Origin of the sequence: Brevibacillus sp. HB1.3, from assembly GCF_013186635.1 — a bacterium.
Taxonomy (GTDB): Bacteria; Bacillota; Bacilli; order Brevibacillales; family Brevibacillaceae; genus Brevibacillus; species Brevibacillus brevis_D.
This window is the reverse complement of record NZ_JABMIT010000011.1, coordinates 176,744-194,942: the sequence shown is the minus strand read 5'-3', so window position 1 is coordinate 194,942 and position 18,199 is coordinate 176,744. Positions and strand designations below refer to the sequence as shown.

Sequence of the window (18,199 nt, the reverse complement as noted above, 5' to 3'; positions counted from 1 at the left end):
TCGTATATAATTACTCCATTCATCCTTTAGCTCTGCGCCAAGGTGATGTGAAAAACGCATGTAAAAAGTATTGGGGAGGAAGAGAGATGCTACATACTGTAGAGAAAGAAAACCTGAATCCATACGAGATTGTGCAGAAACAGATTGACGCTGCAGCGGCATTGTTGGGATTGCGGAGCGATGCTGTCGAAATTTTAAAGCGACCCAAACGAGTATTGGCCGTCAGCTTTCCTGTCAAGATGGATGATGGCAGCGTGCGTGTCTTTGAAGGCTACCGATCTCAGCATAATGATGCGGTAGGACCGACCAAGGGAGGGATTCGTTTTCATCCGGATGTGACGATGGATGAAGTCAAGGCGCTCTCCATGTGGATGTCATTCAAATGTGGCGTGGTTGGTCTTCCTTATGGCGGCGGAAAAGGCGGCGTCATATGTGATCCCCACGAATTCAGCAAAAATGAGCTGGAACGAGTCAGCCGCGGCTTTATGGAAGCCATCGCTGATATTGTCGGACCAGAGACAGACATACCTGCACCCGATGTGTATACGACCCCACAAATTATGGGGTGGATGATGGATACGTACAGTCGATTAAAAGGCACCTATTCCCCGGGAGTGATCACTGGAAAACCACTCTCTGTCGGCGGCTCCAAAGGAAGAAACGAAGCGACTGCTCGCGGATGTGTCTTTACCATACTTGAGGCATTAAAAGATTCTGGGCGGAAGCCGGAACAAACAACCGTCGCGATTCAAGGGTTCGGCAATGCGGGAAGAATAGCAGCGAGGCTGTTAACAGAGCTGGGCTTCAAAATCGTGGCCGTCAGTGACTCCCGCGGAGGTATTTATGATGCTGTTGGCTTGGACATCGAAAAGGTAGGACAGTTAAAAGACAACGCCACTATTTTGGAGTATGTAGGTGGTACGGTCATCTCCAATGAACAGCTGTTGGAGCTCGAAGTGGATATTCTGATCCCGGCCGCGTTGGAAAATGTCATCACAGCAGCCAATGCCCACAGCATTCAGGCCAAATGGATTGCAGAGGCAGCAAACGGACCGACTACACCCGATGCTGACGCCATTTTGCGGGAAAAAGGGATTACCGTGATCCCGGACATTCTCGCTAATGCAGGTGGTGTAACCGTTTCTTATTTTGAATGGGTGCAAAACCTGATGAATTACTACTGGTCCGAGGTTGAGGTAAACGAAAAGTTGCAAACGACCATGATTAACGCCTATCGCGCCGTAAAAGAACTCTCTGATCAATACAAGGTGGACTTGCGCACGGGAGCCTATATGATCTCGCTTTTGCGAATTACGGAGGCGATGGAAGCACGCGGCTGGATTTAAGGGAAGAAACCTCTTGCAACTTGCTTGCAAGGGGATTTTTTCGTTTTCCTTTCCGGGATTAGCAGGAAGGCGAGTATTTTTGTCGAATTTGTCGGATTATTGTTTTTCTACCTGTGTTCAAAGGATGGAAAGGGGGATTTTTATGCCAATCAAATTGCCCGACGATTTGCCTGCAACGGAAATACTCGCCCAGGAAAATATTTTTGTGATGAAGGATAGCCGTGCCTTCACGCAGGACATACGACCGCTCAGGATCGTCATTCTCAACCTCATGCCCGTGAAGGAAACAACGGAAACACAGTTGCTCCGCCTCCTGGGGAATACGCCGCTACAGGTGGAAATCGTGCTTTTGCACATGTCCAGTCATACGTCCAAAAATACGTCGGAAGAACATTTATCGACGTTTTATAAAACGTTTGAGGAGATCCGTGACCAGCGATTTGATGGCATGATCATCACTGGAGCGCCAGTCGAACAGCTCGAGTTCACAGACGTCACGTATTGGCAGGAGCTGACAGAAATCCTCGATTGGAAAATGGAGAACGTCACCTCGACCCTGCATATTTGTTGGGGAGCACAAGCGGGTCTTTACCACCACTTTGGCGTTCCGAAGCATCCTTTGCCAGGGAAAATGTTCGGAATCTTCCCTCATACGCTTAATAAGCAAAATGTGAAGCTGTTCCGCGGATTTGACAACTACTTCCACATTCCGCATTCCAGGCATACCGAAAATCGCAGGGAAGACATCGAGCAAGTGCCTGAACTGGAGATTTTGTCCGAGTCTGATGAAGCAGGGGTTTACATCGTGGCGACCAGGGATGGCAGACAAATTTTCGTGACAGGTCATTCCGAGTATGATCCGACCACCCTGCAAGACGAGTACCAGCGGGATGTGAACAAAGGCTTGGATATTGCTGTTCCGCGTAATTACTATCCAAAGGACGATCCAAGCCGCGAGCCCATCGTCACCTGGCGCGCACATGCGAATCTGATGTTTTCCAACTGGTTAAACTATTACGTTTACCAAGAGACACCGTATGATTTGAACAACGACAAGCGATAGCATCGTAGCAGCCATCCGAGGTGATTCGGATGGTTTTTGCCATTTAGTATTCAAGAAGTACAGTTGTTTAGCCGATATAGAAAATGGTGGAAAATTAGAGAGGAGAGGGATGTGAGCATGAGAAACTGGCAAAAAGGGATGCTCGCTACGGCAGTTACCGTTGGGCTGATCTTTTCCAGCGTCGGCCAAGTACCGGCATTGGCGAATTCTGCGACGACAAATACGCAGAAGAAGATTTCCAAGCTTGTGGTTGATACAAAGACAGTAAAATTGAAAAAAGCGGGGACACAGCAGTTGACTGTCCGCGTGCAATACACGGATAAAACAACGGAGGACGTCACACAACAAGCGGAGTGGACTTCTTCTGACAGTGACATTGCGAGCGTTGACAAGGGCTTGGTCACAGCAGTTAGTTCCGGTAAAACGAGAGTGAAAGCAAGCTTCGGGGGCAAAACTGTGAATATCCCTGTTGAGATCGATGTGATTTCCAAGTTCACTGCTGACCAGAAGAAACTGGCTCTCAGCGTAGGTGGCACGAAACAGGTAAACGCAACAGCAACTTTCTCTGATAAGTCTACTGGTGATGTAACGGCTCAGGCTGAGTGGGAGAGCGATGATAAGGCAATCGTAACGGTAACGAATGGATTGGTTACGGCAGTAGGCTCGGGCACAGCGAAGGTCAAAGTGAAGTACGGTGGAAAAAGCGTCTCCATCCCAGTAGAGGTGGATGTCGTCTCCAAGCTGGACAGTGATAAGAAAAAGCTGTATCTGCGTCCAAACACTACCCAGGCGGTTACGCTGTTGGCTACCTTGTCTACGAAAGAAAAAGTAGATGTAACAAGCAAAGCCAAGTGGACATCAGACGATGCAAAAGTTGCCACAGTTGAAAACGGAGTCGTGACAACTGTAGGCTCTGGCAAAACCAGAATCAAAGCAACTTACGGTGGAAAGACGATCGCGATCCCTGTAGAGTCTGCTGTCATCTCCAAGATGGAATTTGACATGAAAAAGGCTGATCTCAAAGTCGGCGAATCAAAAGACTTGAAGGTATCTGTTATCTATACCGACAAAACTAAGGTTGATGTCACAAACGATGCAGACTGGATCTCCACGAACAGCTCCGTTGTGACTGTAGTGGATGGCAAGCTCACGGCTGTGAAAGCAGGTCGTGCAACGATTGCCGCAACGTATAATGGAAAAGTCGTAAAAATACAGGTAACCGTGAAGTAACTCACGCTGGAGGAAAAGCCAGGGCGCGACTGCGTACCTGGCTTTTTCGCATACTCCGGCCTGTGGTAAGCTGTAGCTAACGCTTTTGATTGGACGAAGACGGAGGGCATCATGGATATTCGACAGCTGCAATACTTTGTGGAAGTAGTCAAACATAAAAACTTTACGAAGGCCGCCCAATCCCTCCACGTCTCTCAGCCTTCTATCAGCAAAATGATCAAAGCATTGGAAGAAGAGCTAGAGGTAGTTCTGCTGGATCGGACGGAGAGGAAAATGGATCTGACAGACGCAGGGGAAATGGTCTACAGCTATGCGACCAAAGTGTTGCAGCTGATGGAAGGAATGGCGTCGTCGATAGCAGAATTGCGAAATGTCGAGCGTGGTCGGGTCAAGCTGGGCATGATGCCAACGGTGGGTTCCTTTCTCTTGCCGAATGTGATTGCCTTATTTAAAAAGCAGTATCCAGGCATCGATATCGAGATGAAGGAATATAGCGCCAAGCTGCTTGAAATCCAAATGGAGCAAGGAAGCATCGATGTGGCCTTAACCGTTCTTCCCACGGATCAGGAGAAATTTGAGGCGGTTCCCTTGCTCGCAGAGGACCTCGTTGCAATTGTTCATCGGGAGCATTGGCTCGCGGGAGTCGATGAGGTGAGCTTGGAACAGCTCAAGGACGAGGCTTTCATTTTATTTACCGAAGAGTACGCGATGCATGATGTGGTGCGCCAAGCGTGCAAGCTGTCCGGCTTTGAACCGAATGTCGCTTACATGAGCTCTTTATGGGATTTTGTCGGAGAGATGGTGGCTACCCAACTGGGGATATCACTCATTCCACGCTCTATCGTGAGACGCCTGAATAACGGACAATTGCACACCGTCAACATTTCCTACCCGGTGATTGACTGGCAGTATGCCTTGATTTATCGAAAAGAAGGGTATTTATCGCATGCGACAAAGGCTTTCATATCGTTTGTAGAGAAAATGTACAGCCATAACCAAATGGAATAGAAATGATGATGTTTATGTATTGTACGAATGGAATCGAGACGGCTTAGAATGAAGGTAACTCGTTCAAACAGTGACTTTTTGAACAACCTTTGTAGAGCAACGGGGTGGTCTCGATGAAAAGATGGTTCTCCATCATCGCACAAGTTTTGCTTTTGTTCGGCTTCACCTGGCTGGGGAAATGGGTGACCTCGTTTTTTCACCTTCCTGTTCCCGGCAGTCTGATCGGACTCGCGCTTTTGTTCATTTGTCTGTATACCGGCTTGATTCGTCTACAGTGGGTTGAGGCAGGAGCGACTCTGTTATTCTCGCAGATGATCCTGTTTTTCGTACCATCGTTGGTCGGGATGATGCAGTATCCATGGTTATTAGGGATAAAAGGATTGTTGGTGCTTGTGGTCGTCGTGAGCGGTTGTGCGCTTGTGATGATTTCGACAGGTGTTGTTGCTGAGCGCATGTTCAATCGTGGAGAGGTGAAACAGCATGATCCTGTGGAAAACGTCTAGCGTGCTCCTGACACTCGTTTTCTTCTATGCAGCTAAACGGTTCAACAAGAAAAGACCGTCTCTGCTATTTTCTCCGGCCATTTTGGCGCCGATTGGCTTGATTTTGTTTTTGCTTTTCGCAGGCATTCCTTATCAGGTGTACAGGGAAGCGACCTCGCTCATTAGTGAAATGATGAGTGTAGTCACAGTGGCGTTTGCGATTCCACTGTACAGAAATTGGTCGGTGTTAATGGCGCATCGCCGGATGATTTTGACGAGCCTTGCTACGGGTTCCCTCATTGCCATCATTGCAGGTGTTTCCACGACGATGCTCGTTGGATTGGGAAAAGAAGCGGCGATTAGCGTCATTCCTCGCTCAATTACCCTGCCGATTGCGATGAGCGTAACCGAGGCGATTGGCGGTATGCCGACGATGACGGCAGTATTCGGCATGCTGACCAGCTTCGCAGGCGTTTTTTTGGCTCCCACAATCATCAAGAGAATGAGGCTCCGACATCCTGTTTCCATCGGTTTGATGTACGGAATGGGTGCACATGCGTTGGGGATGGTAAAAGCGTTTGAGCGTGGGGAAACAGAAGGAAGCAGTGCGACTTTGGCTGTGATCGCCGGAGCAATGATTACCGTAGTGTGGGCGTTTACCTTGCTGCCCGTGATTATGTCGTGGCTGGCTGTGTGAAGGAAGGTACGGATTGTGGAAGGATAAAAATGGAAGTGTAACATGACCGCCCAAATGCTGGCGAAAGGTGTATGATAGAGGACAAATAAAAGCTCCATAACTCTTTCAACATGGCAGGAGGCATCATGAGACCGCTGTATATCGTCCTATTACTCTGTACCAGCTTCCTTTGGGGAGGAAATTTTGTTGTTGGAAAATTTCTTATCGGGCACGCGTCTTCCTTGACGCTGACCAATTTGCGCTGGCTTATTGCTGTTGTTTGCTTGTTACCAGTTGTTTGGATACGCGAAAAGCGAATTTTGCCAACGCGAGAAGCACTTCTTCCTTTGATCGTGATGGGTGTTACTGGCGTAGCACTTTTTAATTTATTCATGTTCTGGGCACTTGAGCGGACAGATGCGACCAATGTCGGGCTATTGTCCACGCTCAATCCGGTTTCGATCGCGATTTTTTCCTTTTTGCTGATGGGCGATAAAATTCGACCATTGCAGATTGTCGCGATGCTTGTCTCGTTTACAGGCGTGCTTGTGGTGATGACCAAAGGAGACTTCGCACACTTGTCCCAGTTGCACTTCAACACGGGCGATTTGTGGATGCTCGCCGCTGTCGCCATGTGGGGGATTTACTCCGTATGCGCACGTTGGGCGATGAAAACGGTCTCGCCGATGATGTCCACACTGTACGCGGGGATTTTCGGTGTTGCGCTGATGCTGCCCTTTAATATCACCACATTTACAATCAGCAACACAGACTGGACGTTCTGGCTGTCGCTGTTCTACGTTGGTGTAATGGCAACTGTCGTTAGCATGGTGTTGTGGAATGTCGGTGTACAAAAGGTCGGCGCAACCTCAGCAGGTATGTTCCTCAATTTCAATCCTATTTTTACGGCTATTCTCGCATTTCTTTTGCTCGGGGAGCGTATGACCATCATCCAATTACTCGGCAGTGTAATCGTCATTGTCGGCTGCTATATGTTCTCGCGTTTAAAGCACGTCTCGACCCCGACACCACATACAGTCAAGCAAGCACAAGGCTAAAAAAGAAATCCCTCGTCTGGTTAAACAGGCGGGGATTTTTTGTAAATAGGCATTTATAATTTACCAGAGTGCAAATTAGGCACTCTGCAAATTGCCAAACCCCGCCACAAGCTCTATCAGAGTCGAGGCGGGGTTTAACGGTATAACGTGCTTTTTAACTTCTAGGGTTCCTCATTTGCAAACATCTCCAACGTAGCTATAAGAATGTCTTTCTTTTCAATATAGTAGTCTGCATATGGAGAAGCTATTAGATTCATACCTTCAATCATTGTACAAAAATCCAAAACAGGTATAGGGCGTCCGATTCCTAGGGCAGCACCTACTGTCGATAGTAATGCCAGTAAACGAACCGGGTTCCATTCCCATTCCAAGCGTTGAAGAAGTTGGATGGCACTAGAAGCTCTTTTCGTTTGCTCGGGCGTATATACTTCGGGGAATCGCCCATCCGTCTTGTAGGCATGAAAAAACTCGTTGTAGTAAGCTTCTGCTGCGAAATCGATATCTCGGTACATTTCTCCAAAATCCGTGTAAGGTTGACTTTCATTCTTCATTACTACCCATACCAACCTTTCTTATAGGATGAAGTCATTGTATCAGAAAAAATTGATAGCAATAGAGTAAAAACAAACCTCAACCCTCACAATTATGGGAGGTTTGTTTCAGTTTTTACGAAATGAGAATAGTCACTCCTGAGAGTAAGTACATCTGAAGATTTTTCGTGAAAGAACTCCGGCCATATCAAGGATTCCAGTCTATTACTCTATTTTCAATGAGCACAACGTGCAAGTTTTTTAGAAGGTAACGACCACCCCACAAGGCTCGTGAGAAGAAAAAGCACAGGGCTCGCAGACCTTGACAACGCCTACCCAGTCGGAACTACAAAAAGGAGACCACGCTTGTCGAACACTTCTCCCTTGAGAATCTTCCGCCCGTAGGGTGGCTTTGGCTCGACGGTCCCCTTTTTGTAGTGGAGACGTCCAGTGAATCCCCCTGCTGGCGTGTCAGAGTCGAAGAGAACTGTGCTTTTTCTTCTCCACCACTATGTTCCGTGCTTATCTGCTGGTTTTTAGTCGATCACGTGGACATAGGCTTTCGCATACATATAAGAAGGACAGTGTGTGAAGGGGAGGTTGTATATGATTGTCATAGCGGGGAGACCAGCTAATCCCGCCTCGTTGGCAGCGGAATGGGGATTAAATCCGGTACAGCGTGAAACGGTAGCGATTATGGCACGTAGTGATGAAACATTTGAATATCCAACTCCTGAGCTCCTGCAATTTGAACTGAAAGTGCGTGATCATCTGGTGAGGTCTGCCTTGGCACTGCACGAAAGCGGCCTGTCCTTTTCTACTTTTGAAGAATCTCGTGCCAATCCAGCTTACTGGATTCGAACTGATCAAGGCGGATTCCGCTTGCGACCTGGAGTGCTACCATCCAGCGGGATTATCAATATTTTTCGAGAGGGTCAAAAATACGCCACGGAGTGCGCTACGGCGATGGTCATTATCATTTATCATGCAGTCCTACAGTCCATTCGTTTACCGGATTTTGAGAGAATGTTTTCGGACATCTTGCTATATGACTGGCGGTACGATCAGGATTTGGACTTGCAAACCATAAGGACAAATACCTTTTTGCCTGGTGATGTGATTTATTTTGCCAATCCTGATTACGATCGTGAGACACCTCAGTGGCAAGGAGAAAATGCAGTAGTGCTCGGCAATGGATTGTATTACGGACATGGTGCGGGGATCAAACGAGCAAGTGAGATGGTAGCCTTTTTGAATGAACAGCGAAGAGAGGGAGCAATGAGGTCTGCCTATCCGGTCAATCAGGCGACTCGGCCTGGTTTCGCCTACCTGTTTCCCTACGACAATGGTCGTTCTACCATGCAAGTTTTCGGCCATCCCATACAAGCGAGCAGTCGAATTACAGCGCAAATCGGTTCTTTGTCTTGGGAGTGGTAAAACAAACAAAAGCCTCCTGCCAGAAATGTGGCGAGAGGCTTTTTCACTTATGCTGGACAAGAAAATCGCTTCCAAGAAAACATAGACAGGTCAAGGGAAGCAGCTCCCTCTACCAGCAGTTGACTGGTCGCTTCCCCGATCGCACTGGCGAATTTAAAACCGTGCCCGGAAAAGCCTGCTGCAAATACAAGCTGTGGATGTTCAGGATGACGGTCAATGACGAAATGCTCATCCGGTGTCATGGTGTAGATGCATACCTTGCCTTGTCGCAATGGTCCGGCTGCTCCAGGCATATACGTTTCCAAAAAAGAGCGAACATCGCCTTCGTCCGACAAATAGGTGCCAAAGGTTCGTTCCAGTTTATCAGGATCGATGGCGTGTCCTCCGTCATGGCGTCCGATTTTTACACCAGCGCCCTCAAAGCTGGGAAATCCGTAGAACATGGAGTCATGAAGGCAAAAGATGAAAGCGGGAAAGCCATCTGCACTGTACTGGCTCTCATCTGCACCAAACCAGGCGACCGTTTTGCGTGTAGGCTTAAGCGGGATGGACAAGCCCAATGAGTCCAGGAGAGAACCATTCCAAGCACCGGCTGATAGAAGGACTTTATCGCCGTGGTAGCTGGCAGATTCTGTATGTACGATGAACCCATCTCCTGCTGGCTCCAACTGCGTGACTGGCGTGTTCGTCAACAGCGTAGCTCCTGAGGCAAGGGCAAGCTCTCGATAGGCGCGAATTCCGTTTTCGGAATAAAGCACACCTGAGGTAGGCTCCAGGCAACCGTAGTAATCAGCAGGCAGATGGATTCCTGGCCAGCGTTGCATGACCTCATCGGCAGCGAGTACCTCTAAGGGCAGGGAGTACTGCTCGGCGCTCTCCCGAATTTCATTCAGGAAGGTACAATTCAGGGGTCCAGCGTTCAAAACACCAGTTTTGGCGAAGATCGGTATGCCGGATGCTTGTTCCAATTCTGACCACAGCTGTTGCGCCCGCAACGCAAGCGGGACGTACTGCTTTCCTTCTCCGTATGCATGGCGAATGATACGGGTATCCCCATGATGGCTGCCCATCGTGTGTGGGGGATCAAAGGCATCGATCAAGAGTGTGCGCACGCCCTGCTTCGCCAGATAGTAGCCAGCTGCCATTCCCATCGATCCTGCTCCCACAATAATGACGTCGTAGTTTTGCATCAACCGTCCTCCATTCCGTTTATTTTCATCTATCTTACAGGAGTTTTCTGAATTGTGGATTTTAATTTTTTGTGTAAAGATCCATTTTTTTGTGTGCAATCAGGTTTATTCCATCAGTTGGGAGGGAAAAGGAGATTACGCTATCATCATATGTCAAGAAAAGTGGTGTTTACGAAATGAAATGGACGATCGGAAAAAAATTGGGTAGTGCGTACGCGCTGATCCTAGTCATTATGCTGTTTATGGGGATCACGACCATTGTCAAGATGGACCAAATGAATCAGAAGATGGTGGAAATGAATACGAAGTGGCGCCCAGGTCTGGAAGATATTTTGAAGATCAACATGACGCTGGAAACCGTTTACGGAGTTACGCAAACCATGCTTACGACAGAGAACATGGATGCCAAGAATAAGTACGCAAAGCAAGTCGATGACCAATTTGCCTATATGGACGGCTTATTGGCAAGCTATGAAAAAACGATTTCCAGTGAAGAGGACCGTAACAATTTTGAAGGATTGAAGCAGGCGCTGCAAAAATACGAGGATTTCAGTCCGCAATACGTGGCAATCGCCAAAAAGGTCGACATCAGAAGACCGGCTACCGATGCAGACATGGCCGAGCTGGAGCGCATCAAGAAAAAAGGCAGTGAATTGTTTGTAGAACGCAAGAAATATTTGGATGCCATGATGACGAATAACAGTGAAGGAGCACAACGCGCTGGCACGGAAAGTGCGCAACTGTATGAATCAGTCAAGCGGGATCTGAATATTAGCTTGGTTATCTCTATCATTGCGTGTGTGGCGCTAGCTGTCGTACTGACGTCAAGCATCCGTCGACCGATCTTGCGTTTGATGGAAGAGATGAAGAAAGTGGCTGATGGTGATTTACGTGTGGAGCCATTGGTTGTCAAAAGTCGTGACGAGATTTTGGATCTGGCGAATTCGTTCAATGAGATGACTAGCAGTTTAACTACGGTCATTCGTCAGGTAGGTGGAACCTCCGACCAGGTAGCTGCATCGGCTGAGCAATTGACGGCAAGTGCAGATCAGACGAGCAGGGCCACTGAACAGATTGCTGTTACTGTTCAAGAAGTGGCAGCAGGCGTTGATCGCCAGGTAGCGAGTGTAGAAAATGGGTCGAAATCCATTGATAATATGTCACGAGGAATTCGTCAAATCGCAAATAACGCACAGCAAACATCCAATATGGTGAGCGAAGTCGCCAACATGGCAGGAGAAGGGAACCAGTCGATTCAGGCAGCCGTTCAACAAATGAATGCGATCCACGATTCCATGCGTGAGCTCTCATCCGTGGTAGACGGTCTGGGCAATCATTCTCAAGCAATTGGAGAGATCATCGAGGTGATTACAGGCATCGCGGATCAGACCAATCTGCTCGCCCTCAATGCTGCGATTGAAGCAGCGCGCGCAGGAGAGCATGGACGTGGGTTTGCGGTTGTTGCAGATGAAGTACGGAAGCTGGCAGAGCAATCGGCTCAGTCCGCCCATAAAATCGCGCAGTTGATCAGTACGATTCAGACAGATACAAAAGTCGCGGTCGAATCGATGGAAACAGGCACACGGGAAGTACAGGAAGGAATTCGCGTCGTTCATCGTGCGGGCGAAACCTTCGGTCAAATTCAGAACTCGATTGGCACAGTAGCCGACCAGATTCACGATGTGTCTGCATCTGCCCAGGAAGTGTCCGCCCATTCAGAACAGGTCGTACAAGCGATGGAGCTGGTCAGCGAAGTTTCCGACTTGACTGCCGATGGCACGCAAAACGTTTCCGCTGCTACACAGCAGCAGCTCGCTTCGATGGAGGAAATCGCTTCGTCGGCAACAGCTCTTTCCAATATGGCAGAAGAGCTGCAGCACATGATTCGCCGTTTCAAAGTATAGGTATATACCGTGTAAACGAACGCAAAAACGCCAACGTGATTGGCGTTTTTTTCTTTCCATTGTCATTTTTTTAGAAAAAGTTAATCTTTAGGAAATAGTTCATTAAGAACAGGTTTAGTAGGAGTTTATCTCTACGGACTACGATGAATTCAGAGGTTTAACAGGCAATCTAAGCTCAGTACGCAACCGGGCTTAGGACTATATCTAATGACATACCAAGGAGGAAGGTGCCGAATGTACAAAATCATCCTCACTGCAATTCCATTCGGAATGTTGCTGACTGGCTGCATGGATGAATCGTCCACAACAGCCCCGGCTGTAACGACCGCACAGCAGCACCAACAACAGCCAGCCACACCACAGCCACCACAGCAACAATCTCAACCAGGGAAAAAACCAACTCTATCTCAAGAAGAAGTGAAAGAACTGAACAAAAAACTGCTCTTTGCAGCAGCCGAGGGCAAAACCGATGAAGTCAAGGCTAGCTTGGCAGCAGGGGCTGAGATAAACGCACAGGATGATCGTGGAAGAACAGCGGCGATGGCGGCAACACACGGCAACCATGTGGAAACAGTGAAGGTCCTCATTAAAGCAGGAGCTGACATCAATATTCAGGACGACCGGCAAGGTAACCCGTTCTTGTATGCAGGAGCAGAAGGATACCTAGAAATATTGAAGCTGGTAATCGATGCAGGTCCAGATACGAAGATTTACAACCGCTTCGGAGGAACACCGTTGATACCAGCGGCAGAACATGGGTATGTGGAAGTAGCAAAGGAACTTCTTACCCGGACGGATGTAGACGTCAACCATGTGAACAATCCGGGCTGGACAGCAATGATGGAAGCAATCGTATTGAACGATGGCGGAAAAAAACAACAAGAGATGGTCCAATTGCTAATCGACCACGGCGCTGATGTAAACATCCCGGATAGCGAAGGGAAAACACCTCTATATCGTGCAAAAGAACGAGGTTATCACGAGATTGTACAAATCCTCCAAAAAGCAGGAGCACGCTAATATGCGGAGGTAAGATTACATGCACACTTCGAGCGCGATGGAATTATTCCTCGACTAGAATAAGTAGCAGCAAGATTGATTCTAGTCAAGGGAGGCTATGTTCATGACAAGCCATACAACCATTCAACCGAAGATTTTGTATTACGGAACTCCCGTTGTCCTGTTGACGACTGAAAATGAAGATGGTTCGACGAATATCAGTCCCATTTCATCGTCATGGGCATTAGGAAATTTTGTCATTCTGGGGCTCGGGTTCGGCTCGCATGGGTTGGAAAATTTGCTTCAGCGTCCGGAGTGTGTTATCAATTTGCCGGATGCCTCGATGTGGCAGCAAGTGGAAGCGTTGGCTCCGCTAACAGGCCGCAATCCCGTACCCGACTATAAAAGGGAGCTGGGCTTCCGCTTTGAAGCGAATAAGTTTCAGGCAGCCAATTTGACTCCTGTTGACTCTGCTATTGTTCGTCCAAAGCGAGTGGGAGAATGCCCGCTTCAACTCGAAGCAGTCGTTCGCACCATCCGTTTTCCGGAATATGCCGACATGTTTGCGATCGTAGAGACAGAAGTGCGTCACGTCCATGCAGACAAACAGATTGTACAGAGTGCTCATCACGTGAACCCCCAAGCGTGGAATCCGCTGATCTACAACTTCCGCCATTATTTTGGTCTCGGTGATCAGTTGGGAAAAACATATCGATCAGAAACGTAGAACGTCAAAAACGCCAAGTTTTTGGCGTTTTTGGATTTTGGAATGCAACATATGATATATTAGGTGTTGCCTAATAAAGTTAGCTAGTACCGAAAAATGGGGGGTGAGTAGATGCTTGTCTGGATGTTGCGAAAAGTAATGGCAGAAAGAGGAGTTTGGACGGGAGCTGCTCTAGCAAGGCTGTTGAAAGAGAAAGCAAATTACAGTCTGTCTCCAGCCTCCATCAGCGCTTTACTAACCAGTCAGCCCAAACAAATGAAAACCGAGACACTTGATGCACTCTGTACAGCTCTGGAGTGTACACCAAATGACTTGTGGGCATATACACCGCCTAATAGAGTGGAGGGAGCATAAAAATATGGCAGTGAAACAGATTTTGCCTTTTGGAGACCCGATTCTGCGCAAAGTAGCCAAGCCAGTGGAAGAGCTGAATGAGAAAACGTTCAAGCTATTGGATGAGATGGCAGAAACCTTATATGCCTCGGACGGCCGTGCTGGCCTTGCCGCACCTCAAATAGGCATTCTTCGCAGGGTAGTTGTCATGGATTGCGGAGATGGATTAATTGAGCTCATTAACCCAGAAATCATCGAAAGAAGTGGCGAACAAATCGGAATGGAAGCTTGCTTATCTTTTCCGGGTTACTATGGCAATGTAAAGAGAGCCGAGCATGTAAAGGTTAAGACATTAACCAGACAAGGCGAGGAGATGATCCTTGAGGGAGACGGATTCCTTGCTGTTTGTATGCAGCATGAAATCGATCATTTAGACGGAATTTTATTTGTGGATCATGTTCAGGAAAAATGGCTGTATCATGAAAAAACCAGACAAAAAGTCGATGTGCTGGATGTGATCCGCCTAACAAAAAGGCGTACCGTTCCCATTCGGGAAATATGATAGTAGAAGGCCGTTTGTTCCGGATATCTGAAGAGCGGCATTATTACGTGGAGGAACATACATGGAACAACTACTGATAGGTAGCTTTCTATCTGCCATGGCTACAGGTGTGGGCGCCTTGCCTATCCTTTTTTTTAAGTCGGTATCACATCGATGGCGGGATATATTGCTGGCGTTTACGGCTGGAATTATGGTGGCTGCCTCGACATTCAGTCTGATCCCACAGGCACTTCAGAGCGCGCCATTTATTATCGTTTGTTTGGGAGTGCTTACCGGAACATTGATGCTTACGGTGTTGGAAAGCATTATCCCGCATATCGATCTGGAGCATACGAGAATCAACATTTCGATGGATTCGCAATCGCTTCTGATCTTGGCAGCGATTACCTTGCACAATATACCAGAGGGCCTGTCCGTGGGCGTGAGCTATTCGAGTGAACAGTCTGGCTTGGGTGGACTGATATCTTTTGCAATCGGTCTGCAAAATGCCCCAGAAGGCTTCCTGGTTGCCCTCTTCCTGATCAATCAAAAGGTCAGTCGTTTCAAGGCCTTTCTGTTAGCAACGCTGACCGGAGCAGTCGAAATCGTCTCCGGGATCTGTGGCTATTATTTGACCTCCGTGGTTCACGGGTTGGTGCCATATGGGCTTTCCTTTGCCGCAGGCGCGATGTTGTTTATCGTTTACAAGGAACTCATCCCCGAAAGTCATGGCGATGGTCATGCTCGTTCCGCAACTTTTTCGTTCATCCTAGGACTTTTGGTCATGATTGGACTAGTTCAGTCATTCGGATGAGCGTTTTTTTCGAAAAGCCTCACAAGTGAGCGCAAAAATTCCGAAACCATATATAGATAGATTTCGATTATGGAAGTAGGGAGTGTCACGATGGAAAAGTCTACCTTGATAGGTATAGTTTTAGGTATTGTCGCAGTAGTGGTCGGGATGATCTTGAAGCATGCAAGTCCTATGTCATTACTGAATCCAGCAGCAATTATGATCATCATCGTAGGTACTATTGCTGCCCTTTTCAACGCGTTTCCCATGTCGGAAATGAAGCGTATTCCAGCCCTTTTCAAGATAATTTTTAAAGAACAAAAGCTCCCTGAAAAAAGAGAATTGATCGGTCAGTTTATGAACTGGGCTTCCATCGCTCGTCGCGAAGGATTGCTTGCACTGGAAAACACTTCTGATGAAATTCAAGATCCATTTCTGCGTAACGGTATGAAAATGATCATTGATGGTGGGGAACCGGATTTTGTTCGCGATGTTCTGAATGAAGAAATTCACGCCATTGAAGAGCGCCATCAGGCGGGGGCCCTTGTCTTTAGCCAAGCGGGAAGCTACGCTCCGACACTCGGGGTATTGGGTGCGGTTGTGGGTCTGATTGCTGCCTTGGGTAACTTGAGTGACATCGATGCATTGGGTATCTCGATTGCGGCTGCGTTCGTAGCAACCTTGCTCGGTATTTTCACGGGTTACGTATTATGGCACCCGTTCGCGACCAAGCTCAAACGCAAATCAAAGGCAGAAATCGAAATCAAAAAAATCATGGTCGAAGGATTGCTCTCCATTCAAGCGGGTGTATCCCCGACTGCGATTGAGCAAAAGCTACTGGTTTACATTCCATACCAAGAGCGTGCGGAAATGAAAGAAGAAATGAAGGAAGAGAAGAGGGAGGAAGGAGCTGCGGTAAATGGCTAAGCGACCAAAGAGACATGCTCATCATGAAGAGCATATGGACGAGTCTTGGCTAATTCCATACGCGGACTTGCTTACCCTTCTGCTTGCTTTGTTTATCGTGTTGTTCGCCTCTAGCGAGATGGATGCGAAGAAGTTCGACCAAATGGTTCGGTCCTTCAGCGTTGCAATTAACGGTGGTACGGGAGTCATGAACTACCCAAGCCCGGTACCCCTAGACCCGCAGCTTCAGCAGCAAACCTTGCACAAAGGCGCACAGGAAGCAGAAAAACAGAAGACAGAAGAAGAAAAGCGTCTGGAAGAAGCGGTCCGCAAAGAGACAGAGGACTTGAAAAAGCTACAGACAAAGCTGGACGGATACATTCAGCAAAATAAACTTCAGGACAAGCTCCAGACGAAGCTGACCGATGAAGGACTGCTGATCACCATTTTGGACAATGCGTTGTTTGACTCTGGTAAAGCTGATCTGAAACCGGAAGCGAGAAAGCTTGCGAGTGAAATGGCAGGAATGCTGGTTCCGCACCCGAAAAAAGTGACTGTAACCGGTCATACGGACAATGTGCCGATTCGCCGGGCAGAGTTCCCATCCAACTGGGATCTTAGTGCCAAACGTTCCGTTAACTTCTTGAAGGTGCTTCTGGAAAACAAGAATCTGGACCCGACGAAGTTCAGCGCGACAGGCTTGGGAGAATACCATCCGGTAGCGCCGAATACGACGGATGAAGGCAGAGCGAAAAACAGACGGGTAGAGGTAGCGATCCTGCGTGATCTGGCTTCTCCTCCGAAAAATACTTTGAATCCGTAATAACAAAAAAGGATAGCTTCCTCGGGAGGCTATCCTTTTTTCATTTATAGTTTATAGTAGCTGTAGTGGTAGGGAAGAAGCCCATTTCCAGTCTACGCTTCGGCCTACGCCCCTCTGCGGGATTGGACTGTCCGCTCCGAAATAAATGTCGGGAGCGCTTCAAAAGTAGAGTTTCGAGGATGTATTCGCAGAGGTTGAAGCTGAAAACCCCCGCCATTTATTTCGGAGCTTGGTAGGGCTCCAGAGGCGCTAGGACTGGAAATGTGCTTCTTCCCAAGTAGCTAGTGTTTACTTCTTGAAAGCAGCATTCATGAGGTCTATTTCATTTTTATTAAAAGAAGGTGGAATTCCGAACAGTTCGCAGAGGAAACAGGAGAAAACAGCGAAGATCTTTGGACACACCTACCGAGGCGCAGTGAAAAAAAGAGAAACTGCCTTTAGCGTCCACCTCTGAGAAGCCTCCTGGATCATCGACTTTGGACGCGGTTTCTCTTTTTTTCACGGAGCCGGGCACCCCCAGCTCCCGCGCAGGTGTTCCAAGAATCCGAGCGTTTTCTCCGGTTTCCTCCCCACCACAACAGCTAGTCAAAGGACGCCTCCCCCAATTCCAGCTTCAACTGCCCCATTCGCATTTCGCCCCACTCATACATCATTTCCACAATGGGCAGCAGGGTCATCCCCAACTCCGTCATGGAATACTCCACGCGCGGGGGAATCTCCGGGTATACTTCCCGGTGAACAATTCCGTCTTCGATTAGCTCTTTTAACTGATTCGTCAGCATTTTATGAGTGATTTTTGGGAACAGCCGTTGCAGCTCACTGAAGCGATGCGGGCCTTCTACCCCTAAATGCCACAGGATCACGACTTTCCATTTTCCGCTGAACATAGACAAGGTCAACTCCTTGGAACAGGTGAAATCGCCGTTTTTGATTTTTTCCAAGGTTTCTTTCCGCAAATCGGACATAGTTTTCTCCTCACAATTCTATCTTCGGTGCAACAGCTCTAGCAAAGCAAACACTCTTATATTGCGACACGTTCCCTCCATCATAAACCGTACAGGATGATTTTTCATTGAGTTTTCCGGTTCATCTTGACAGCGTTCATGAAAATGCAGATAATAAAAAAATAACTAAGTAAACAACTCGGAATACT

The 18,199-nt window shown here is 47.9% G+C and carries 19 protein-coding genes; 16 read left to right on the top strand and 3 right to left on the bottom strand.

Annotation, left to right across the window (positions count from 1 at the left end; translation table 11 throughout):
- Positions 1-86 precede the first annotated feature (86 nt).
- From HPY31_RS23205 to HPY31_RS23175, 7 genes are all read left to right on the top strand, one after another.
- Complete coding sequence (locus tag HPY31_RS23205) at positions 87-1,346, top strand: Glu/Leu/Phe/Val family dehydrogenase (RefSeq protein WP_172142632.1); 1,260 nt, start codon at positions 87-89, stop codon at positions 1,344-1,346.
- Between the two features lie 142 nt (positions 1,347-1,488).
- Complete coding sequence (gene metA / locus HPY31_RS23200) at positions 1,489-2,409, top strand: homoserine O-acetyltransferase MetA (RefSeq protein ID WP_172142631.1); 921 nt, start codon at positions 1,489-1,491, stop codon at positions 2,407-2,409.
- A 117-nt stretch (positions 2,410-2,526) separates the two neighbouring features.
- Positions 2,527-3,639, top strand: a complete 1,113-nt coding sequence (locus HPY31_RS23195) for an Ig-like domain-containing protein (protein WP_172142630.1) — start codon at positions 2,527-2,529, stop codon at positions 3,637-3,639.
- Between the two features lie 111 nt (positions 3,640-3,750).
- On the top strand, positions 3,751-4,647 hold the full coding sequence (locus HPY31_RS23190) for a LysR family transcriptional regulator (protein WP_172142629.1): 897 nt from the start codon (positions 3,751-3,753) through the stop codon (positions 4,645-4,647).
- 113 nt (positions 4,648-4,760) lie between these two features.
- The gene (locus tag HPY31_RS23185; RefSeq protein WP_172142628.1) at positions 4,761-5,150 is read left to right on the top strand and encodes a CidA/LrgA family protein; all 390 of its coding nucleotides are present in this window, start codon (positions 4,761-4,763) and stop codon (positions 5,148-5,150) included.
- Positions 5,128-5,826 carry an LrgB family protein gene (locus HPY31_RS23180; RefSeq protein ID WP_172142627.1) on the top strand — a complete coding sequence of 233 codons (699 nt, stop codon included), beginning with the start codon at positions 5,128-5,130 and terminating at the stop codon, positions 5,824-5,826. The genes HPY31_RS23185 and HPY31_RS23180 overlap by 23 nt, the downstream gene beginning before the upstream one ends.
- A 125-nt stretch (positions 5,827-5,951) precedes the next feature.
- The gene (locus HPY31_RS23175) at positions 5,952-6,863 is read left to right on the top strand and encodes a DMT family transporter (RefSeq protein WP_172142626.1); all 912 of its coding nucleotides are present in this window, start codon (positions 5,952-5,954) and stop codon (positions 6,861-6,863) included.
- Between the two features lie 161 nt (positions 6,864-7,024).
- Here HPY31_RS23175 and HPY31_RS23170 read toward each other — a convergent pair whose 3' ends face one another.
- Positions 7,025-7,414, bottom strand: a complete 390-nt coding sequence (locus HPY31_RS23170) for a hypothetical protein (protein WP_172142625.1) — start codon at positions 7,412-7,414, stop codon at positions 7,025-7,027.
- Between the two features lie 585 nt (positions 7,415-7,999).
- Here HPY31_RS23170 and HPY31_RS23165 point away from each other — a divergent pair.
- The gene (locus HPY31_RS23165; protein ID WP_172142624.1) at positions 8,000-8,830 is read left to right on the top strand and encodes a protein-glutamine gamma-glutamyltransferase; all 831 of its coding nucleotides are present in this window, start codon (positions 8,000-8,002) and stop codon (positions 8,828-8,830) included.
- A gap of 47 nt (positions 8,831-8,877) precedes the next feature.
- On the opposite strand, the gene solA is transcribed toward HPY31_RS23165, so the two are convergent.
- Entirely contained in the window at positions 8,878-10,020 is a 1,143-nt protein-coding gene (solA, locus tag HPY31_RS23160; protein WP_172142623.1) for an N-methyl-L-tryptophan oxidase, read from the bottom strand.
- Positions 10,021-10,196: 176 nt separating this feature from the next.
- Between solA and HPY31_RS23155 the strand changes: the two genes are divergently transcribed.
- The 8 genes from HPY31_RS23155 to motB all read left to right on the top strand — a co-directional run bounded on the left by HPY31_RS23155 (position 10,197) and on the right by motB (position 17,046).
- Positions 10,197-11,924 (top strand): methyl-accepting chemotaxis protein, encoded by a 1,728-nt coding sequence (locus HPY31_RS23155; protein WP_172142622.1) that lies wholly within the window; start codon positions 10,197-10,199, stop codon positions 11,922-11,924.
- Positions 11,925-12,158: 234 nt separating this feature from the next.
- The gene (locus tag HPY31_RS23150; protein ID WP_172142621.1) at positions 12,159-12,944 is read left to right on the top strand and encodes an ankyrin repeat domain-containing protein; all 786 of its coding nucleotides are present in this window, start codon (positions 12,159-12,161) and stop codon (positions 12,942-12,944) included.
- Positions 12,945-13,047: 103 nt separating this feature from the next.
- Positions 13,048-13,650, top strand: a complete 603-nt coding sequence (locus tag HPY31_RS23145) for a flavin reductase family protein (protein ID WP_172142620.1) — start codon at positions 13,048-13,050, stop codon at positions 13,648-13,650.
- 111 nt (positions 13,651-13,761) lie between these two features.
- Positions 13,762-14,004 (top strand): helix-turn-helix domain-containing protein, encoded by a 243-nt coding sequence (locus tag HPY31_RS23140; protein ID WP_172142619.1) that lies wholly within the window; start codon positions 13,762-13,764, stop codon positions 14,002-14,004.
- 4 nt (positions 14,005-14,008) lie between these two features.
- On the top strand, positions 14,009-14,545 hold the full coding sequence (gene def / locus HPY31_RS23135; protein ID WP_172142618.1) for a peptide deformylase: 537 nt from the start codon (positions 14,009-14,011) through the stop codon (positions 14,543-14,545).
- A gap of 61 nt (positions 14,546-14,606) precedes the next feature.
- Positions 14,607-15,338, top strand: coding sequence for a ZIP family metal transporter (locus tag HPY31_RS23130; protein WP_016738872.1), 732 nt, complete (start codon positions 14,607-14,609; stop codon positions 15,336-15,338).
- Between the two features lie 90 nt (positions 15,339-15,428).
- Positions 15,429-16,244, top strand: coding sequence for a flagellar motor stator protein MotA (gene motA / locus HPY31_RS23125; protein ID WP_172142617.1), 816 nt, complete (start codon positions 15,429-15,431; stop codon positions 16,242-16,244).
- A complete protein-coding gene (motB, locus tag HPY31_RS23120; protein ID WP_012684608.1) occupies positions 16,237-17,046 on the top strand; it encodes a flagellar motor protein MotB in 810 nt (269 codons plus the stop codon). The genes motA and motB overlap by 8 nt, the downstream gene beginning before the upstream one ends.
- Positions 17,047-17,627: 581 nt before the next feature.
- On the opposite strand, the gene HPY31_RS23115 is transcribed toward motB, so the two are convergent.
- The gene (locus HPY31_RS23115; RefSeq protein WP_016738875.1) at positions 17,628-18,011 is read right to left on the bottom strand and encodes a winged helix-turn-helix transcriptional regulator; all 384 of its coding nucleotides are present in this window, start codon (positions 18,009-18,011) and stop codon (positions 17,628-17,630) included.
- Positions 18,012-18,199: the final 188 nt, after the last annotated feature.

Bases quoted from the DNA above. Each gene is read 5' to 3' on its own strand.
- HPY31_RS23205 (WP_172142632.1), top strand. From the start codon at position 87: ATGCTACATACTGTAGAGAAAGAAAACCTGAATCCATACGAGATTGTG.
- HPY31_RS23165 (WP_172142624.1), top strand. From the start codon at position 8,000: ATGATTGTCATAGCGGGGAGACCAGCTAATCCCGCCTCGTTGGCAGCG.
- HPY31_RS23195 (WP_172142630.1), top strand. From the start codon at position 2,527: ATGAGAAACTGGCAAAAAGGGATGCTCGCTACGGCAGTTACCGTTGGG.
- HPY31_RS23145 (WP_172142620.1), top strand. From the start codon at position 13,048: ATGACAAGCCATACAACCATTCAACCGAAGATTTTGTATTACGGAACT.
- motB (WP_012684608.1), top strand. From the start codon at position 16,237: ATGGCTAAGCGACCAAAGAGACATGCTCATCATGAAGAGCATATGGAC.
- HPY31_RS23140 (WP_172142619.1), top strand. From the start codon at position 13,762: ATGCTTGTCTGGATGTTGCGAAAAGTAATGGCAGAAAGAGGAGTTTGG.
- HPY31_RS23170 (WP_172142625.1), bottom strand. From the start codon at position 7,414: ATGAAGAATGAAAGTCAACCTTACACGGATTTTGGAGAAATGTACCGA.
- motA (WP_172142617.1), top strand. From the start codon at position 15,429: ATGGAAAAGTCTACCTTGATAGGTATAGTTTTAGGTATTGTCGCAGTA.
- HPY31_RS23190 (WP_172142629.1), top strand. From the start codon at position 3,751: ATGGATATTCGACAGCTGCAATACTTTGTGGAAGTAGTCAAACATAAA.
- HPY31_RS23180 (WP_172142627.1), top strand. From the start codon at position 5,128: ATGATCCTGTGGAAAACGTCTAGCGTGCTCCTGACACTCGTTTTCTTC.
- HPY31_RS23155 (WP_172142622.1), top strand. From the start codon at position 10,197: ATGAAATGGACGATCGGAAAAAAATTGGGTAGTGCGTACGCGCTGATC.
- HPY31_RS23130 (WP_016738872.1), top strand. From the start codon at position 14,607: ATGGAACAACTACTGATAGGTAGCTTTCTATCTGCCATGGCTACAGGT.
- solA (WP_172142623.1), bottom strand. From the start codon at position 10,020: ATGCAAAACTACGACGTCATTATTGTGGGAGCAGGATCGATGGGAATG.
- HPY31_RS23175 (WP_172142626.1), top strand. From the start codon at position 5,952: ATGAGACCGCTGTATATCGTCCTATTACTCTGTACCAGCTTCCTTTGG.
- def (WP_172142618.1), top strand. From the start codon at position 14,009: ATGGCAGTGAAACAGATTTTGCCTTTTGGAGACCCGATTCTGCGCAAA.
- metA (WP_172142631.1), top strand. From the start codon at position 1,489: ATGCCAATCAAATTGCCCGACGATTTGCCTGCAACGGAAATACTCGCC.
- HPY31_RS23150 (WP_172142621.1), top strand. From the start codon at position 12,159: ATGTACAAAATCATCCTCACTGCAATTCCATTCGGAATGTTGCTGACT.
- HPY31_RS23185 (WP_172142628.1), top strand. From the start codon at position 4,761: ATGAAAAGATGGTTCTCCATCATCGCACAAGTTTTGCTTTTGTTCGGC.
- HPY31_RS23115 (WP_016738875.1), bottom strand. From the start codon at position 18,011: ATGTCCGATTTGCGGAAAGAAACCTTGGAAAAAATCAAAAACGGCGAT.